This window comes from Thalassospira sp. SN3W, assembly GCF_038070535.1.
Taxonomy (GTDB): Bacteria; Pseudomonadota; Alphaproteobacteria; order Rhodospirillales; family Thalassospiraceae; genus Thalassospira; species Thalassospira xiamenensis.
Genome location: NZ_CP121124.1, coordinates 2310804 through 2329069 on the forward strand (window position 1 = coordinate 2310804; position 18266 = coordinate 2329069).

The following is an 18266-nucleotide window of genomic DNA, read 5'->3' on the forward strand; positions in this document are numbered from 1 at the left end:
CGCTCAAATTCCATGCTTTTCCCTGATGTGGATTAGCAAGGCACCTGACGTTTCCTCAATCATATCAAAAACCGATTTGAAGCCGTTTGCCCCACCATAATAGGGATCAGGAACGCTTTGTCCTTTGCGGTTCGGGTGGTAATCCAAAAACAGTTCCAGCTTATCGCGATACTGGGAGGGACATTGGTTTTGCATATCGGCCAGATGTCCGTCATCCATTGCAAGGATGTAATCAAACTCGCTGTAATCACTTGAAGTGATTTTACGAGATCGGATCAGGGACAGGTCATAACCGCGACTGGCGGCCATTTCGCGTGATCGCGGATCAGCCTGTTCACCGGCGTGATATCCCGAAAGGCCGCAGCTATCGACTTTGATGGCATCATCCATCCCTGCTTTGCTGACCATGGTCTTGAAAATGCCATCGGCGGTGGGAGAACGGCATATATTGCCGGTACAGACAAACAGAACTTTAATCACGATATGGCTTTCCGTTGAGTCGGGACCTTGCCAGACTGGCACATTCGGTGCCTTCGGCGCAATGATATCTACGGTAACTGCGCGAAACACCAAATGATCAATGTAACAGCTTCGTGACATTTTCTACGATAAGCTGACAGCCATCTCATATGTTTGTATGATCGCGCCAAGTGGTGGTTCAAGAATGTGATTGGTAATGCAGGAATTCGTTTCGTTTGGTTTGCATATCGCCCTGATCCGGCAGCTGGCGTGGTTGCCAAAGGGATATGATCTTGTGCCGGAAGGCACGGTCATCACCAGTGCTCGCCTGCGCAGCATTCTGCTTGCTCTTGAAGAAGCTAACGGGCCTTCGGTATTGGTCCGGCTGGGTCGTCATCTGGCGCTTAAGGAACAGCAACCGGTTTTGACCATGTTGCGCCAGGGGGCAACGCCCGAATTGATCGCGGATCGCTGGCATCGGCTTGAAGGTTATTCCCATGCCCGCAGTCGCACCGATTATCAGGCCGCCGGAAAATCATTGACCCTGCATCGTGGTGCTGTCCGTGGCCAGCCGCCCGCACGGGTCGAAAACCTTTTAATGCATGGTTTCATGGTTGGTCTGCTCGAAGCGGTCGGTGTCGAAAATGTCAGCAGCGCAATCCTGCCCAGCCATGGTCCTTCCATTCCGGTGATCCGAAATGGAAAACTGATCAAGAAACTCGATTTTGCCGGGCGCGCTTTACGTTTTCGCATCAGTTGGCAAAGCTATGTCGCGATTTCATCGGGCTATCCCTTTATGGCGAATATGCCCGGAACGGCGCCGACCGTCGGGAACAGTCGGCCGGTCGTGCAAAAGCTTTGCGCTGTGCTTGAACATGATATCGGGCGCAGCTGGACGATTGAAGATGTTGCCAATGCGCTTGATACATCTGGCCGGACTTTGCAGCGTCGTCTGCAACAGGCCAACAGCCGCTTTTCCGATCTCCTGCGTCTGATGCGGGTACGCGAGGCGTGCCGCCTTCTGGCTGGCACCAGCCTGATGGTTGGTGAAATCGGATTTTGGTGCGGTTTTACCGACAATGCGCATTTCAGCCGTGATTTCCGCCGTCTGGTGGGGATGCCTCCCTCGGTATATCGCGAAGCCAGTCTTGGTCATGCCGGTCTGACGCGCGCCTGATTAAATTGCTGCGGCAATTGACCGGTCCGATTTCCTTGGGTATCAGCACGCCAGCAACCATTGCGCCACTGTCGCCGCCCAGACTGCGAGGCTATCCATGACCGATACATCCGCAAACGATCAGTATGCAGGTTTCCTGCCGCCATTCTTCCGGGATCGCCCGGATGCAGAGGATGTGATGATCCGGACCTGGCAGGTCGGGGATCCGCTTGGCGATCATGATGTGCCTGAATTACCAGCACCGATTGCCATGTTCTTTGATCTGGTTGTGCCTGCGGCTGAGCGGGCCGGGTCAAACGGGTTTGCCCATTTGTGGCTGGATCGCCATCCGCATGAACAACCGGGTTGGCGGCTTTCTGTTGGCCATGTCGGTTCTGCCGATGAACTTGATGCCGCTATTGCCAAACCCCTTGCCCGGCTGGGGGGGGGCATGGCGATGGCTCTGATCGAAACCGAAAGCTGGCATGTGACCCGTCCGCTTTGGCGCAAGCGTGCCGAACCGGTTCGACTGACCTTCTGGGGGGCATTTGGCAAGCATGCGCGTGGCTTGATCGGTCATCGGGATGCGTCCGGTTATTATCAGCCGGTGGGGGCAGGACTTCGTTCCGATCATGTGTTTGCAGCCTTGCCCTTGCTTGAAGATATGCTAGGCGATCCGTTCCTTCGCGGCGGGATGGGATTTGAAGACGCGCTTCGTATTGGCATATCGCTTGGACGGGCGCACCTGCTTGAAAGCTGGATAGAGGCTGGCGGCGCGGAAAAGGAACCCTATTTCAGACCAATGCAAATCTGGCATCAGGCTTGGCTTGCCAATGCGCTGATTGATCCGGCGGTGGCCACTCTTGCGATGTCGGCTCAACCCCCGATGCCAGCCCTTGATTTCAGCCGTTCGGCATCTCCGCAAACGCGGCGTGCCGCGCTTGACGATCTTTCTGGCTGGCTAACAGCGGTGTTTTTCAATGATGCCAATCCGGCTCTTCGCAATGCGTTCATTGCCGGGGTGCAAAATGCCGTCTGGCTTGATCCCGATTTGCAGCAATATGTTCAGCCCCAACAACGTGCCGAAATTCTGCAAGGCTTGATGCCCTATTGCCGCTGGTTCCTTGCTATGGCGCTTTATAACCATCTCGGTAATCTTGCTGCGGGGACTGCGCGTAAAGATCAGGTCGTATTTTACGCAGCCCTTGTCGAAGCCCTGCCGGAACTTTCACCCTTGGGCGAATTTGCAACCCAGCGTGATATCGAGCAGCACATCATCCGCATTGATGCCGCACGGGCGGCTTCGGCTCTGGATACGCTGGTTCTGCCATTTTGTGATCTGCTGATGACGCGCCTTAAACTCGATGCGGTGCGCGCATAGCTTTGCATGTAGGCAAACGCGCAAAATAAAAGGCCCGCTGAGGGTATTCGGCGGACCTTTCTTTTGGCGATAAGGCGCTTGGTCTATTGCTGATAAGCTTTGATCGGACGGCTCGATACAATCGCAAACCGGATGGCAAGGCCGCTAACCGCGACAAGGCTTGCAATCACAATCCCCCAGAACAGCCCGGCAACACCAAGCCCGACCACAAAGGTCAGATAGTACCCGGTGGGTATCATCACACATATATATGACACCAGATGCAGGATCGTCGGAACCCATTTATCCCCGGCACCGCGCAATGCGCTGATTGCGGCATTCTGTCCGCCGTCGGTCGGGAAAATGATCGGCATCAGAACCAGAACACCGGCTGTCGTGGCAATCACGGTGGCGTCCTGCGTAAACAGGTGTGCCACCATCCCCGGAAGCAAATAAAGCGGCGTGCTGAGCAACAGCATCACGGCCATGGTTGTCAAAAGCCCGATCCACCCGGCCAATGCCATATCGGGTCGGTCACGTCTGCCGTAGGCAATGCCGACCCGAACGGATGTCGCCGATGCCAGTCCAAGGGCGACCATGAACATCAATGCCAGCATCGTCATGGTGATACCGTAACTTGCCGCGGCCACGACCCCAAGGCGTCCTGCGAAAAGCTGCATGGCGGCAAAGGCGCTGGTTTCCATGCCTTGGCTGGCGCCTGCGGCATATCCCATGTGGCGGGCATTACGCGAATGGCGCCACCAACCGGCAAAACCGTTCCGAATGCCGTAATCGACATGACTGCGCATCAGCAGGATATAACCAAGCAGACTGATCGCCATAAGCCAGCGAATTACGGTTGATGTCCATGCTGCGCCCTCTGCTCCCATTTCCGGAAAGCCAAACGCGCCATAAACCAGTCCATAATCCAGTACCAGATTAATAAAATTAGCCCCGATCATCAGCATCATGCCGGGTAATGGACGTTGAAGTCCTTCGAGGAAAAAGCTGCACACAATATAGATCATTGCGGCGGGCATTCCGATCGACAGGATGACCGAAAGGTTGCTGGCATGCTCGGTGATATCTTCTGGTTGGCCGGTGGCGATAAACAGCCATTCGGATTTCCAGGTCACAAGCATGAAGGCAATGCCAATCAGCATGCCATAGGGCAGACAGGCCCGCCATGTCTGTCCCGCTTCAAGAAGATTGTTTCGTCCCACCGAATGTGACGTCAGGATCATCACCCCGGTCAGAAGCCCGATGCCGGTAACCATCAATGATGTAAAGGGTGCATGCGCAATATTGAGATAGGCCAGACTGGCACTGTCATAATTGCCAACAACGATCGTATCGACAACCGACATGATCAGCATGCCAAGCCGCGCAATCACAACCGGCAGCGCCAAACGGAATAGTTCGCTTAAATGACGCCGAACGCGACTATGCGGGTATAGGGGAACCGGCGGAACATTCGGTGGCAACCCTGCCGGATGATTGGGGGGCATACCCGGTGGGGCGCCGGGTGGTGTGATCGTCATAGTCTTCGTTTCCTCGTTATCATTGACGCGCGGCAGTCATTGCGGTGGCGGTGCAATGGCGGGTGGGTGGCGCGTAGCGCGTGATTATTATCTTGCCTGTCGGCTTATTTGTTCTGGTCCTGCGGGTTGGGATGACTCGGGATTGCGGCAATCATCTTTGCGGGATCATCGGTAATGACCGATGTTACCCCCCATCCAAACAGCTCTTTGGCACGGGCCGGATCATTGACGGTATAACAGACCAGCGGCACATTGGCCGCAACGATTTCAGCGGCCTTTTCGGGATCAAGTGCCTTGTGATCGATATGAAGCGCACTTGCGCCAAGCTGGGTATATCCGTCATGCCAATTGTCGGGTAGTGTCTCCAGAAGCCAGCCACACGGCATGTCGGGCAAAAGGCGCCTGATTTCGGCAACGGCACTGTCATCAAAACTTGAAAGCAGGATCGGAAGCTTCTTTGCCCGATCAAGTTCTTTTGCAACTTCCTGGCACAGCCGCACAGGATCACAGCCCGATGGCTTGATTTCAAGATTGGCCCCCATATCCATAAAGAACAGGGTTTCAAGCGTGTCGCTCAGTGTCGGGATACGTTCGCCTTTATATATGTCTGAAAACCATGAGCCGGCATCAAGCTCGCGCAGCACGCTTAACGGCTGTTTGTGGATCGGACCTGTGCCGTTGGTGGTCCGTTCAAGTGTGTCGTCATGAATAAGTACACACTGGTTATCGGCACTCAGCGTTACGTCGCATTCAATCCACTTGGCCTGACGCGCACCAGCGACCCGAAAGGCAGCAATGGTGTTTTCCGGGGCTTCGATGGACGCGCCGCGATGGGCGACAATATGGGGAATCTCGATCACGGTTCGGACCTTCTGTATATCGGGTGGCAAATGTGTTTCAGAACCGGGTGATCGTGTTTCACGCGAAACCGTTTTGCCCGGGCCGACTGATTAGATTGGCATTGCGATTCTCATACGCCTGATGCTTTCTGTAAAAAAGCGAAAATCTTGTGTCGATTTGAACGTAACTCTTTTCATATTCGCACTGAAGTCATTGGACTCCATACCGGATTCCCGCATTGATCCGATTGTTTTTTCCGGATTTCCTGTGTTTCACGACTGTTTCACATGGGCAGTGTCATGTTCTTCGATTAAGGGATTTCAATGCAAAACCCCGGAAAGACCAGTGTTTGTGCGGACCGTTTCGGGGGTGAAAAAAACAATCTGCAAAAATCTCAGAAAAACTTCAAAAAAGGTGTTTACAGGTCCGGCGAGGGGCCCTATAACCCGCCTCCACCGACGGGGTGCGGCGCCAAGGAGACGGCGACGCGGACCGGAAGGTTAAGGGCTACGGCTCTAGAGTTCTTTGACATTGTTGATCAGTAGGAAGGGATGCGCGGGCAGCGTTATGGCGCAAAGTCTGTGCATCCTGGAGACGACGGACCGGTTTGGTTTAGGCCAGATTGGTTTGTGGTAACCACCAAAATGTGCAGACGTCGGTTTTTAAGAGTTTGTCTATGAGACAAGCTTGGATTGAACATGAGAGTTTGATCCTGGCTCAGAACGAACGCTGGCGGCAGGCCTAACACATGCAAGTCGTACGAGAAGGTTCCTTCGGGAACTGGAGAGTGGCGCACGGGTGAGTAACGCGTGGGGACCTACCTCTTAGTGGGGGATAACGGTTGGAAACGACCGCTAATACCGCATACGCCCTTCGGGGGAAAGATTTATCGCTAAGAGATGGACCCGCGTTGGATTAGATAGTTGGTGAGGTAACGGCTCACCAAGTCAGCGATCCATAGCTGGTTTGAGAGGATGATCAGCCACACTGGGACTGAGACACGGCCCAGACTCCTACGGGAGGCAGCAGTGGGGAATATTGGACAATGGGCGGAAGCCTGATCCAGCCATGCCGCGTGAGTGAAGAAGGCCTTCGGGTTGTAAAGCTCTTTCAGATGCGAAGATGATGACGGTAACATCAGAAGAAGCCCCGGCTAATTTCGTGCCAGCAGCCGCGGTAATACGAAAGGGGCAAGCGTTGTTCGGATTTACTGGGCGTAAAGGGCACGCAGGCGGTCTTGCCAGTCAGGGGTGAAAGCCCGGGGCTCAACCCCGGAACTGCCTCTGATACTGCAGGACTAGAGACTAGGAGAGGGTGGTGGAATTCCCAGTGTAGAGGTGAAATTCGTAGATATTGGGAGGAACACCAGAGGCGAAGGCGGCCACCTGGACTAGATCTGACGCTCAGGTGCGAAAGCGTGGGGAGCAAACAGGATTAGATACCCTGGTAGTCCACGCCGTAAACGATGAGTGCTAGTTGTCGGGATTTCGATTTCGGTGACGCAGCTAACGCATTAAGCACTCCGCCTGGGGAGTACGGTCGCAAGATTAAAACTCAAAGGAATTGACGGGGCCCGCACAAGCGGTGGAGCATGTGGTTTAATTCGAAGCAACGCGCAGAACCTTACCAACCCTTGACATCCCTATCGCGATTTCCAGAGATGGATATCATCAGTTCGGCTGGATAGGTGACAGGTGCTGCATGGCTGTCGTCAGCTCGTGTCGTGAGATGTTGGGTTAAGTCCCGCAACGAGCGCAACCCCTGTTCCTAGTTGCCAGCATTCAGTTGGGCACTCTAGGGAGACTGCCGGTGACAAGCCGGAGGAAGGCGGGGATGACGTCAAGTCCTCATGGCCCTTACGGGTTGGGCTACACACGTGCTACAATGGTAACTACAGAGGGCAGCGACTTAGCGATAAGTAGCCAATCCCAAAAAGTTATCTCAGTTCGGATTGCACTCTGCAACTCGAGTGCATGAAGTTGGAATCGCTAGTAATCGTGGATCAGCATGCCACGGTGAATACGTTCCCGGGCCTTGTACACACCGCCCGTCACACCATGGGAGTTGGTTTTACCCGAAGACGGTGGGCTAACCTTTTAGGAGGCAGCCGGCCACGGTAAGGTCAGCGACTGGGGTGAAGTCGTAACAAGGTAGCCGTAGGGGAACCTGCGGCTGGATCACCTCCTTTCAAGGATGAGGGTGGATTTATCTCTATCCTCTCTAGCAAAAGAAAAGACCATGGCGCTGTCCGCGCATCCCTTCCGGACCTCGAATTTGTTTGGCCCAGCCAGGCACGTTAAGCCCCTGCACAGCAGGTTGGCTGGCGGTGCTGTGCAGGGGCTAATGCAAAGGCTACGGGCCTGTAGCTCAGTTGGTTAGAGCGCACCCCTGATAAGGGTGAGGTCAGAAGTTCAACTCTTCTCAGGCCCACCACTTTTATGTGTGTGTGCGAAGCGACCGACTGCTGACTTACAGTCCATACGAAGACTGGGGTGTAGCTCAGTTGGAGAGCGCCTGCTTTGCAAGCAGGAGGTCATCGGTTCGATCCCGTTCACCTCCACCATTATCTGGTGGTTGCGCGCTGCAAAGCGTGGCAGACAGATCGCCGATGAAAGTAGCGGCAACGAGAGTTGTTACGAGGTTTGGAAGATACTGAGATATCTGGTCTTAAATGACCGGATTAGAGATGTTTGACATTGTGAATAGGGAATATGAAGAGAACGGATCTTTCCGTTGTGATTTTTCGCAACGAAAGAACGTGATCGCGATACTGGCTGTATTGTGTGTTGGCAGGGTTTTACCCCTGCGCAAGACGCAGAACAGTTAGCTGAGGGATCTCTCAAGCATAATAAGGGCATTTGGTGGATGCCTTGGCGTTAAGAGGCGATGAAAGACGTGGCACTCTGCGATAAGCTACGGTGAGCCGAGAGCAGGCTTTGACCCGTAGATTTCTGAATGGGGAAACCCCGCCCAATAGGGTGATCATAACGTGAATACATAGCGTTATGAGGCGAACCCGGGGAACTGAAACATCTCAGTACCCGGAGGAAAGGACATCAACAGAGACTCTGCTAGTAGCGGCGAGCGAACGCGGACCAGGCCAGTGGCCTGTATGTAAGAACCGGAACAATCTGGAAAGGTTGGCCAAAGTGGGTGATAGCCCCGTACGGGTAGAAAGCATACAGGTCCTCGAGTAGGGCGGGACACGTGAAATCCTGTCTGAACATGGGGACCACCCTCCAAGCCTAAGTACTCCTTAACGACCGATAGTGTACCAGTACCGTGAGGGAAAGGTGAAAAGCACCCCGATAAGGGGAGTGAAATAGTTCCTGAAACCGGATGCCTACAAGCAGTTGGAGCCTCTATATGGGGTGACAGCGTACCTCTTGCATAATGGGTCAGCGAGTTAGTCTTACAAGCGAGCTTAAGCCGTTAGGTGTAGGCGCAGCGAAAGCGAGTCTGAATAGGGCGATTGAGTTTGTGGGATTAGACCCGAAACCAGGTGATCTAGCCATGAGCAGGTTGAAGGTGATGTAACAGTCACTGGAGGACCGAACCCACGTCTGTTGAAAAAGACGGGGATGACTTGTGGTTAGGGGTGAAAGGCCAATCAAACCTGGAGATAGCTGGTTCTCCGCGAAATCTATTTAGGTAGAGCGTCAGACGAATACCATCGGGGTAGAGCACTGAATGGGCTAGGGGCCTTACCGGCTTACCAAACCTAATCAAACTCCGAATACCGATGAGTACTATCTGGCAGACAGACTACGGGTGCTAAGGTCCGTGGTCGAGAGGAAACAGCCCAGACCGCCAGTTAAGGTCCCAAAGTTGTGGCTAAGTGGGAAAGGATGTAGGACGGCCAAGACAACCAGGACGTTGGCTTAGAAGCAGCCATCGTTTAAAGAAAGCGTAACAGCTCACTGGTCTAAATAAGCTGTCCCGCGCCGAAGATGTACCGGGGCTCAAGCCACACACCGAAACTGCGGATTTGTTCTTTATTGAACAAGTGGTAGCGGAGCGTTCCGTAAGCCTGTGAAGGTGTACCGTAAGGTATGCTGGAGGTATCGGAAGCGAGAATGCTGACATGAGTAGCGACAAAGGGAGTGAGAACCTCCCTCGCCGAAAGCCCAAGGGTTCCTGCGCAAGGCCAATCCGCGCAGGGTGAGTCGGCCCCTAAGACGAGGCGGAAACGCGTAGTCGATGGGAAACAGGTTAATATTCCTGTACCCGTGAGAAGTGACGGCCTCTGGAAGTAGTTTTTCCTTATTGGATTGGAGAAGCTGCCAAGGAGGTCCAGGAAATAACTCTCACATATGGACCGTACCCGAAACCGACACAGGTGGGCAGGTTGAATATACCAAGGCGCTTGAGAGAACGATGTTGAAGGAACTCGGCAAATTGCCCCCGTAACTTCGGGAGAAGGGGGCCCACCGTGAAGGCAACTTTACGGTGGGGGCACAGACCAGGGGGTGGCGACTGTTTACTAAAAACACAGGGCTCTGCGAAGTCGCAAGACGACGTATAGGGTCTGACGCCTGCCCGGTGCCGGAAGGTTAAGAGGAGATGTGCAAGCATTGAATTGAAGCCCCGGTAAACGGCGGCCGTAACTATAACGGTCCTAAGGTAGCGAAATTCCTTGTCGGGTAAGTTCCGACCTGCACGAATGGCGTAACGACTTCCCCACTGTCTCCAACATCGACTCAGCGAAATTGAATTCTCCGTGAAGATGCGGAGTACCCGCGGTCAGACGGAAAGACCCCGTGCACCTTTACTACAGCTTTGCAGTGGTATCAGGATGTGAATGTGCAGAATAGGCGGGAGGCTATGAACCCGAAGCGCCAGCTTCGGTGGAGCCACCTTTGAGATACCGCCCTTTTGCTTCCTGATATCTAACCGAGGTCCGTTATCCGGATCCGGGACCCTGCATGGCGGGTAGTTTGACTGGGGCGGTCGCCTCCCAAAGAGTAACGGAGGCGCGCGATGGTAGGCTCAGGCTGGTCGGACATCAGCTTAAGAGTGCAATGGCAAAAGCCTGCCTGACTGCGAGACTGACAAGTCGAGCAGAGACGAAAGTCGGTCATAGTGATCCGGTGGTCCCGCGTGGAAGGGCCATCGCTCAACGGATAAAAGGTACGCCGGGGATAACAGGCTGATACTCCCCAAGAGTCCACATCGACGGGAGTGTTTGGCACCTCGATGTCGGCTCATCACATCCTGGGGCTGGAGCAGGTCCCAAGGGTTTGGCTGTTCGCCAATTAAAGTGGTACGTGAGCTGGGTTTAGAACGTCGTGAGACAGTTCGGTCCCTATCTGCCGTGGGCGCAGGATACTTGAGAAGAGCTGTCCCTAGTACGAGAGGACCGGGATGGACGCACCTCTGGTGTACCGGTTGTTCCGCCAGGAGCATCGCCGGGTAGCTAAGTGCGGAAGGGATAACCGCTGAAAGCATCTAAGCGGGAAGCCCCCTTCAAGACTAGGTATCCCTATCAGATCCCTGGAAGACCACCAGGTTGATAGGCTGGGTGTGGAAGCGTGGCAACACGTGAAGCTAACCAGTACTAATTGATCGATCGGCTTGATTGATCCCTCTTGCTAATTGAACACTTCTGACTTCTTGCGCAGCGGTAAAACCCGCAAATACGCAATCAACCAATATCGCACCTAAATCACATTCCGATCTCTTCGCTGTGTTTCGACGGCCCGGTGGCCATAGCGGCCGGGAACCACCTGATCCCATCCCGAACTCAGAAGTGAAACCTGCCTGCGCCGATGGTACTTTGTCTTAAGGCACGGGAGAGTAGGTCACCGCCGGGCCTTCAAAACACAGATCAATATTCCCTAATCACACAAAACATCCAGCGCCGCCTCACTCCATGATGCGGCGTTATCTATTTAACCCACCGGTTAATCATCACCCTGACGCGGGGTGGAGCAGCCCGGTAGCTCGTCAGGCTCATAACCTGAAGGTCAGAGGTTCAAATCCTCTCCCCGCAACCAACATTAAGAAAGCCTGCCCTCGTGGCGGGCTTTTTTAATGTCTGGTAGGTGGGTGCGGTCATTTTGAGCCTCTTGTTCAAACCAAGCAAAGCATCGCTTTGCGCCGGTTCAGCGTAGCGCAATGCGCGTAGCTAAATCCTCTCCCCGCAACCAAACGATCAAACCCCGCTATCCGGCGGGGTTTTGTCGTTTTGGCTTTGGGTCAGAATTAGAATCTGTAGTCTTCCTGTGTTCTGAGCCTGTGCGCAGACTGCGGAGGTTCGACGCATTCTCGAACCTGACAGTAATCCGCTCCCATATCTTTTTCCAAGAAGTTCTTGATTTGTTCTTTTGTTTATGGCATAAGATAAAAGTCAACGGGGGAAATGCACCCGGACCGAAACCCGCGAGGCCTTGAGCCTTGCGGGTTTTTGCGTTTGGGGACGGATGAAAGAGGTGATCAGGATGATGCGGCAAAGGGACGGACAGAGACAGAGACACGGGCCGTGCGGCGGGGTGCTCCGCAGGATATGGGGTGGCGGATGGCGGAGCCGTTACGGCGGGATTCTGCCCAAGGACTAAGGGGACTACCCCGGTCATTTGTCATGACGGGAGAGGTGCGTCTTGTTGGAAAAGGAGCGTTAGATTTGCCGGGAGCGGCAGCAATGGCAGCAGGGGGCAGCGGTGATCTGTGACCCTTCGATGGTGGACCAGTGGGGCCGTGCGCTCGAAGTGTGTCCGGGCTTCATCGGTTGCGGGAAGTTCGCCTTTGCCGAAGTGATGGGAGCGGGTAGTGGACTAGAAGGTCGTCAGTTGGCGAGGATGGTGGAGGCCCGAGGTTTGTCCGGGCTCCATCGGTTGCCGGAAGAGTCGTGATGGCCGGGAGTGACCGGAGCGTGCGGTGAGTCCGAGGTCGTCTGCTGGCGAGGATGGTGGAGGCCCGAGGTGTGTCCGGGCACCATCGGTTGTCGGAAATGTCGCCATGGCCGGAGGGTGATCGGAGTGGGCCGTGAGCCCGAGGTGGTCAGTTGGCGAGGATGGTGGAGGCCCGAGGTTTGTCGGGGCTTCATCAATTGCCGGAAATGTCGCTATGGCCGGGAGTGATCGGAGCGAGGGGGGAGCCTGAAGGTCGTCTGTTGGCGAGGCTGTCGGAGGTCCGAGCTCTGTCTGGGTCTCAGTGGTTGCCGGAAGTGCCACCATGGTCGGGAAGTGACCGGAGTGGGCCGTGAGCCCGATGGTTGCCTGCTGGTGAAGCTGGTGGAGGCCTGCGGTTTGTGTCCGGCGTCTGTGGTTGCCGGAGGAAGTTCGGTTTTACGATGCCTTTACCGTCAAACGGGATCGGGCCAAGGATAGCGCATTTCGCGAGAAACGGATCGACTGTATCAAGGGGGCTGATCTGGCATCCTTTGGCTGTACCCGAAGATACAGCCAAAGTGATCTTTATGCGTGGTCGGGAATAAGAAACCAGCCGGCCTTAGCCGGTGTTATGCGTCGATCCGGTGCGGATGCATCAGACCTTTATGCGAAACAGTTTTTCCGCATTTCGGAACGCAATTTTTTCCTTGGTTTCCCGGGGCAGATCGACTGCGCGAAACCAGTCGGTGCCCTGCTTCATGTCGGCAAACGGATAATCGGTTCCAAACATCACGCGGTCCACACTGATGTATTTCAGCAAAAGATGAAGCAGTTCATCCTGGAAAAATGCGCTGGTCGTGTACCAGAAATTGTCATTGAAATACTGCCCGATAGGCCTGTTGAGCGAGCCTTCGGTCACATCGCCCAAATCTCCGACGATACGCTCGTAATAGAACGGAAGGCCTTCTCCCATGTGGCCGATGATCATCTGCAGTTTGGGGAATCTGTCGAACGTTCCGGTCATGATCAGTCGAAGGCATTGCGTAAGCACTTCCTGATGCCAACCATATCCTGAGCCACTGAGAATGTAGTCCTGATATGCGTCATTATATCCGGGCCGCGCAATGCGGTAGTAAATGTCGAAGACTTCCTTGGGCGGGAAACCCGGATGCAGGTATATCGGCACGCCCAGTGCCTCGGCACGTGCCAGAAGGGGCTCGAAATCGGGATGGTCGAGAAACTTTTTGCCAATGAAGCCATTGGTCATGGCGCCGACAAAGCCATCCCTGCTAACGGCGCGTTCCAGTTCGTCTGCTGATGCCGCCGGGTCCTGCAGCGGCAGGGTTGCATAGGCCCGGAACCGCCCCGGATAGGTGACCATCGGGCCCGTGGCAATCATCCTGTTGAGGCGATAGGCAAAATCGATGCCTTCCTGACCCGCGAGATCCTGCACACCCGGCGTATGTGCCGAGAGGATCTGAACATTGATCCCCGCCTGATCCATGGCCCCGATGCGGCCAGGGCCGAGTTCGGCAAGGCCGGTTTCCCTGAGGTATTCGACGTGATCATCGTTAATCGCGTTCAGCGCAATCAGCTCGTCGGTGGTATAGGTTTCTTCGGTGGCGATAAAGGGCAGGTCGTGGTCTCGCAACGCGATGATCGAGGACGTCTCTGTCGCAGCCGCGCGGGAGATAATGGCAGGTGCGGCCAATCCGGCACCAACACCAAGTGCCGCCGCGCCCCCCAGAAAGCTGCGGCGTCCGATTGTGAGGCTATGTTGGGGTTTTTCGGTCGGTTTCATGTCAATTTCCAATCCGCTTTTGTTGTGGTGTGCAGTTCGGGTGCTGTTTTCGTCATCATGTTGGCGTGAAGGGCTGGCCGCCCGTGTGTGCACCAGACATCGGATCAACGGGCAAAAGAGATGCTTCTTCGGGGGATTGGCACAGACCCAAGACCGCAAGGCGGGATACAAAGTCGGATACATGGCGGGATAAAAGACAGGTCATCTATCCGCCGCTATCAACCGCCCAGCCGCCTCAGGCTAACCGGGACACCCTGTTGAGGTTCGACAGCTAGGGCAGATAGATCAGCGGTTTCAGCCATCCCTCATCCTGCATCAGCTTGATGCCCTCAAATATCGGTCCGGCAACCAGAAACCACATCGCATCGCGTGTTGTGGTTAAAAACAGTGCCGGTTTGCACAGCAGGTTTTCCTCATCCCGCCAGCGAAACCAGGTCGGGCGAAAGCGCGGGACGGTATTTTGATAGCGCCGGAATGCCTTGCCAAAACGTTCCGATAGCAAGGCCTCTTCGTGCGCGACAACATTGCGAAACACCATCCAGCACAGGCCGGCAAACAAACAGCCAAGCACGACACTGCCGGTCTGTGCCCCGACACCGAAGGCGCCGATCATGTTGAAAACATAAAGCGGATTTCGGCAGCTGGAATAAGGCCCGGTGGTGACAAGCTCTGTTTTCTTGCGCCCGCCGATATAAAGGGAGCACCAGCCACGCCCAAAGATGCAGACGCCAATCGCAAACAGCCCGGTGGCCTCGATCATGTCGTGAAGCTCGCTCTGGCGCTCCGCCATCGCCCGGCTTACGGCCACAAGAACCAGAAGCACGACAACGCCAATTCGAAGAACACGTTTTCGCCGGCGCTGTATGGTGCGCAGAGCCGCGCCATCGGAGAGCACCTCCGGCGTCTGGTCTGATGGGTCTTTACGGGCGGAACGGAGTTCGGCCGAACGCGACATGAAATTCACTCCTGCAAGATCAAGCCACAGAAGTCATATCGTCAGGGGCCGGTTCTGGCGTCCGATACTGCATATCCGGTCGTTCGGATGGTCCTCCCGGACGTATGGTCGCCGACCATATGCCTGGGCGGGGTGCCAAGCCCCTTTCCGGCGGCATACAAAGTTTTTTCAAAAAGTTCTTGATTTGTTCTTTTGTTTGTGGCATAAAAGAAAAGTCAACGGGAGAAAACCGCCCGGACCGAAACCCGCGAGGCCTTGAGCCTCGCGGGTTTTTGCGTTTGGGGCCGGATGAAAGAGGGGATCAGGATGCAGCGGCAAAGATACGGACACAGACACGGGCAGGGTGGCGGGGTGCTCCGCAGGGTATGGATCGGCGGATGGCGGAGCCATTACGGCGGTATTCTGCCCCAGGACTAGAGCAGAGGACTAAGGGGACTAACCCGATCATTTGTCATGACGGGAGAGGTGCGTCTTGTTGAGGAGGAAGCGTTCAATCTGCCGGGAGCGGCAGCGATGGCAGTAGCGGGCAGCGTTGAGCGTGGCCCGTCGATGGTGGACCACTGGGGGCCGTACGCCCGAAGTTTGTCCGGACCTCGGCGGTTGGCGGAAAGTGCGGCCATTGCCGAAAGTGACCGGAGCGGGTAGTGGGCCCGGAGATCGTCAGTTGGCGAGGATGGCAGATGCCCGAGGTTTGTCCGGGCTTCATCGGTTGCCTGAAGTCCAGTTTCGGGTTGGGAGCCTGCTGTCACACCGGTCATCGGCTGGCGGCCGCTTGAGTTCCGTGGTCGTTGTCCAGACAGGTAAAGGCCATTGGCCGAAGTGTCATACCGCAGCGGTAGTTTGCCGGTTACGCAAAGAACGTGTGATCTTCCTGTGTTCATTACCTAATGATTTGGAGAGGGTGGGGGTGGATCCGGCGGAGCAGCGTCAGTTCTGAGAATAGATTTTGAGCCGGAGGTCTAGCGTGACGAAGCTGAGATCAGACTTCGCTTATGCCTCGCTTCAAATGCGAGCGGATTTGAGGCATCAAAAGCCGATCACCAAGGTTCACTGCACAACGAGTAACCAGAAATTAAAAAAGATCTGGGACAAGGTTGGTCGCTTTCTTTTGTTGTGTAGATGCATGAAGAAAGTTGGTATGAGAGACGTTGAAGAACGTAAAATCGAAAATTACATTAATTTTCGCGATTTTGTTTGATCCAAAAGCTCTTTTGATTGTGTGCCATGTGATGCCAAAATATCTCGATTTGTTTTCTGGGTGCGGGGGCTTGTCATTGGGGTTGTCCAATGCCGGCTTTCGGGGCGTTGCAGCGATTGAAGCAAATCCAGATGCTTTCGAAACTTACCGAACGAATTTGTTATGCTCAAACAGAGAGGCGTACGCCTGGCCAGAATGGTTGGACTGTAGCTATAACGATATAGTTGCGGTAGTGGAAAAGCACGCAGGCGATCTTGCTGAACTTCATGGCGAAGTTGATCTTCTAGCTGGGGGGCCACCTTGCCAAGGTTTCTCAATGAATGGACGCCGTGATCCTAGTGACCCCCGCAACACACTAGTAAAAGCGTACATCCGAATGGTGGAGTTGATCAGGCCAAAAGTCGTACTGATAGAAAACGTGCGCGGTTTTACGTCTATGCCTCATAGTGAAGGGGGAACCTACAATAAATTTGTGGAAAACCTCTTAGATGGGCTTGGCTATAATACTTGGTCAGACGTACTGATGGCGTCCGATTGGGGGGTGCCTCAGCGACGGCCTCGCTATATCTGTATTGCCATTCAAAAGAATATACTGAGCAATATCAATCCTCTTGAGCGACTAAGAGTTTCAAGGAAAAAGTTTTTGGCTGCTCGCGGTCTTGATGGCAAACCAGTGACCGTTGGCGAAGCGATCTCAGATTTTATAATGAAAGGAAATAAGCGGCAAAGAGATCCTGTTTGGGGAAGCAAAGGATATTTTGCAGTTACTCGCCGTGATGATGTTACGCTGTCCAGTTATCAGCAATTGATGCGGGGCAGCACCATAGTGCAGCCTGAAGACAGGCGTTTGGCCCGTCATAGAGATGAAACGGTCAAAAAATTCTCTCAGATATTAGAAACGTGTGAGAAGGGGCGAAGCTTAAGTCCCGAGGATCGGAAAAGGCTAAGCATCGGAAAGCGTTCAACCACGCCTTTAAGTGCTGCTATGCCAAGTCCAACAGTGACGACCTTGCCCGATGACATGATACATTACAAAGAACCGAGAACTTTAAGTGTTAGAGAGATTGCTCGTTTGCAATCCTTTCCTGATTGGTTCTCCTTCAAGGGACCATATACAACAGGGGGGGACAGGCGAAAAACTGCATGCCCTCGGTACACACAAGTGGGCAATGCTGTTCCTCCGCTCTTAGCCGAAGCAATTGGAGAGATGTTAATTAGCCTCTTCAGAGAGCACGAGGCTTTTGAGGCGGCGAATGGCTTCGAGGTAATTGAGAAAATCTCGTCGATACCTCTCGAAGTCGCGAATTGTTAAATCACTAGCGCCACTAGGGCGTTTTATTATCCATCCATCTTCCGTAGATTCTTCTAAAGAATGCGCTAAAGTATTTCTGCGACCGAGAATGTCGTAAGGATAATTGCGGAGTTCTCTGCGAACTTCCTTAATCTCATCTGAGGCGTCGTCTCCTCCGGTAATATCTTTAATAACCCGAAAAAGAATGCCGCTAGAGGTGACCGGGCTCATTAGTATCTCATCGAGATCTTCTACATCTTTCATGCGTTCGATTTGATTCGAACTCTGGATATTTATGTGATCACGAATCTTATTAACTAACTCTGATTTCTTGTTATCGCGCACGCCAACTTTTATTATTATACTGCGGAATTCTCGGTCGCACTCCGCGACTACACGAGAAGCTAAGCCACGCATTCCCGCTAGTCTGTTTAATGCTGGTGAAAGATGAGAAACTAACTCTCCAACACGTGTGGACAAATTGGCTCGATGAGCGCAGTACGCTCCTTCAATTAGTTTGTCCGCCATCATCTTCCGCAAATTGGTTTCGTCCTCAGAACTGTAGAACAAAATTGGTGTTGAGCGAAAACTGTTGCGAACTTGCGGCGCAAGCTCATCGCCCCTTAAGCCGTTACCAAGGCGCAGGTCCAGAAGGATTAGTTCGAAATCCTGAAAATGTTTTTGGCGATTGGCGAACTCTTCGATTTTGTTGTGCTCTTGAATACGCTCAATACTAGGTTCAAACCCAGCAGATCGGATAGCATCCTCGATCGCTTGATTTTCTGCGTCACTAGCTTGGTCCTCAATCCAGCACACACCAAAAGTCAGGTTCATT

General features: G+C 54.0%; 9 protein-coding genes, 2 tRNA genes and 3 rRNA genes. 8 read left to right on the plus strand and 6 right to left on the minus strand.

All coding sequences use genetic code 11. The annotated features are described in order from the left end of the window. Positions 1–3: 3 nt before the first annotated feature. Positions 4–480, minus strand: a complete 477-nt coding sequence (locus P8T57_RS10395) for a low molecular weight protein-tyrosine-phosphatase (protein ID WP_063093226.1) — start codon at positions 478–480, stop codon at positions 4–6. 196 nt (positions 481–676) lie between these two features. On the opposite strand from P8T57_RS10395, the gene P8T57_RS10400 reads away from it, so the two are divergent. Both P8T57_RS10400 and P8T57_RS10405 read left to right on the plus strand, forming a co-directional pair. After that, complete coding sequence (locus P8T57_RS10400; RefSeq protein ID WP_007091873.1) at positions 677–1636, plus strand: AraC family transcriptional regulator; 960 nt, start codon at positions 677–679, stop codon at positions 1634–1636. A gap of 97 nt (positions 1637–1733) precedes the next feature. After that, entirely contained in the window at positions 1734–2996 is a 1263-nt protein-coding gene (locus P8T57_RS10405) for a hypothetical protein (protein WP_341363046.1), read from the plus strand. An 83-nt stretch (positions 2997–3079) separates the two neighbouring features. Here P8T57_RS10405 and P8T57_RS10410 read toward each other — a convergent pair whose 3' ends face one another. Further along, positions 3080–4516 (minus strand): MATE family efflux transporter, encoded by a 1437-nt coding sequence (locus tag P8T57_RS10410; protein ID WP_341363047.1) that lies wholly within the window; start codon positions 4514–4516, stop codon positions 3080–3082. A gap of 104 nt (positions 4517–4620) precedes the next feature. Beyond that, a complete protein-coding gene (locus P8T57_RS10415; protein ID WP_341363048.1) occupies positions 4621–5376 on the minus strand; it encodes a glycerophosphodiester phosphodiesterase family protein in 756 nt (251 codons plus the stop codon). A gap of 674 nt (positions 5377–6050) precedes the next feature. On the opposite strand from P8T57_RS10415, the gene P8T57_RS10420 reads away from it, so the two are divergent. The 5 genes from P8T57_RS10420 to P8T57_RS10440 all read left to right on the plus strand — a co-directional run bounded on the left by P8T57_RS10420 (position 6051) and on the right by P8T57_RS10440 (position 11352). Next, positions 6051–7544 (plus strand): 16S ribosomal RNA (locus tag P8T57_RS10420). Positions 7545–7712: 168 nt separating this feature from the next. After that, a tRNA-Ile gene (locus P8T57_RS10425) sits at positions 7713–7789 on the plus strand. A gap of 404 nt (positions 7790–8193) precedes the next feature. Then, positions 8194–10938, plus strand: a 23S ribosomal RNA gene (locus tag P8T57_RS10430). A gap of 116 nt (positions 10939–11054) precedes the next feature. Continuing rightward, positions 11055–11169 (plus strand): 5S ribosomal RNA (gene rrf / locus P8T57_RS10435). Together the 16S, 23S and 5S rRNA genes with 2 tRNA genes alongside form the textbook arrangement of a ribosomal RNA operon. 106 nt (positions 11170–11275) lie before the next feature. Further along, positions 11276–11352 (plus strand) — tRNA-Met (locus P8T57_RS10440). A 1489-nt stretch (positions 11353–12841) separates the two neighbouring features. On the opposite strand, the gene P8T57_RS10445 is transcribed toward P8T57_RS10440, so the two are convergent. Both P8T57_RS10445 and P8T57_RS10450 read right to left on the minus strand, forming a co-directional pair. Then, the gene (locus tag P8T57_RS10445) at positions 12842–13987 is read right to left on the minus strand and encodes an amidohydrolase family protein (RefSeq protein ID WP_341363049.1); all 1146 of its coding nucleotides are present in this window, start codon (positions 13985–13987) and stop codon (positions 12842–12844) included. 271 nt (positions 13988–14258) lie between these two features. Beyond that, on the minus strand, positions 14259–14942 hold the full coding sequence (locus P8T57_RS10450; RefSeq protein WP_341363050.1) for an isoprenylcysteine carboxylmethyltransferase family protein: 684 nt from the start codon (positions 14940–14942) through the stop codon (positions 14259–14261). 1148 nt (positions 14943–16090) lie between these two features. Between P8T57_RS10450 and P8T57_RS10455 the strand changes: the two genes are divergently transcribed. Next, positions 16091–17452: a DNA cytosine methyltransferase gene (locus tag P8T57_RS10455; RefSeq protein ID WP_341363051.1), complete on the plus strand. Its 1362-nt coding sequence runs from the start codon at positions 16091–16093 to the stop codon at positions 17450–17452. Here the strand turns inward: P8T57_RS10455 and P8T57_RS10460 are convergent. Next, on the minus strand, positions 17351–18265 hold the full coding sequence (locus P8T57_RS10460; RefSeq protein WP_341363052.1) for a hypothetical protein: 915 nt from the start codon (positions 18263–18265) through the stop codon (positions 17351–17353). The two genes, P8T57_RS10455 and P8T57_RS10460, sit on opposite strands and share 102 nt — an antisense overlap. Position 18266 lies beyond the last annotated feature (1 nt).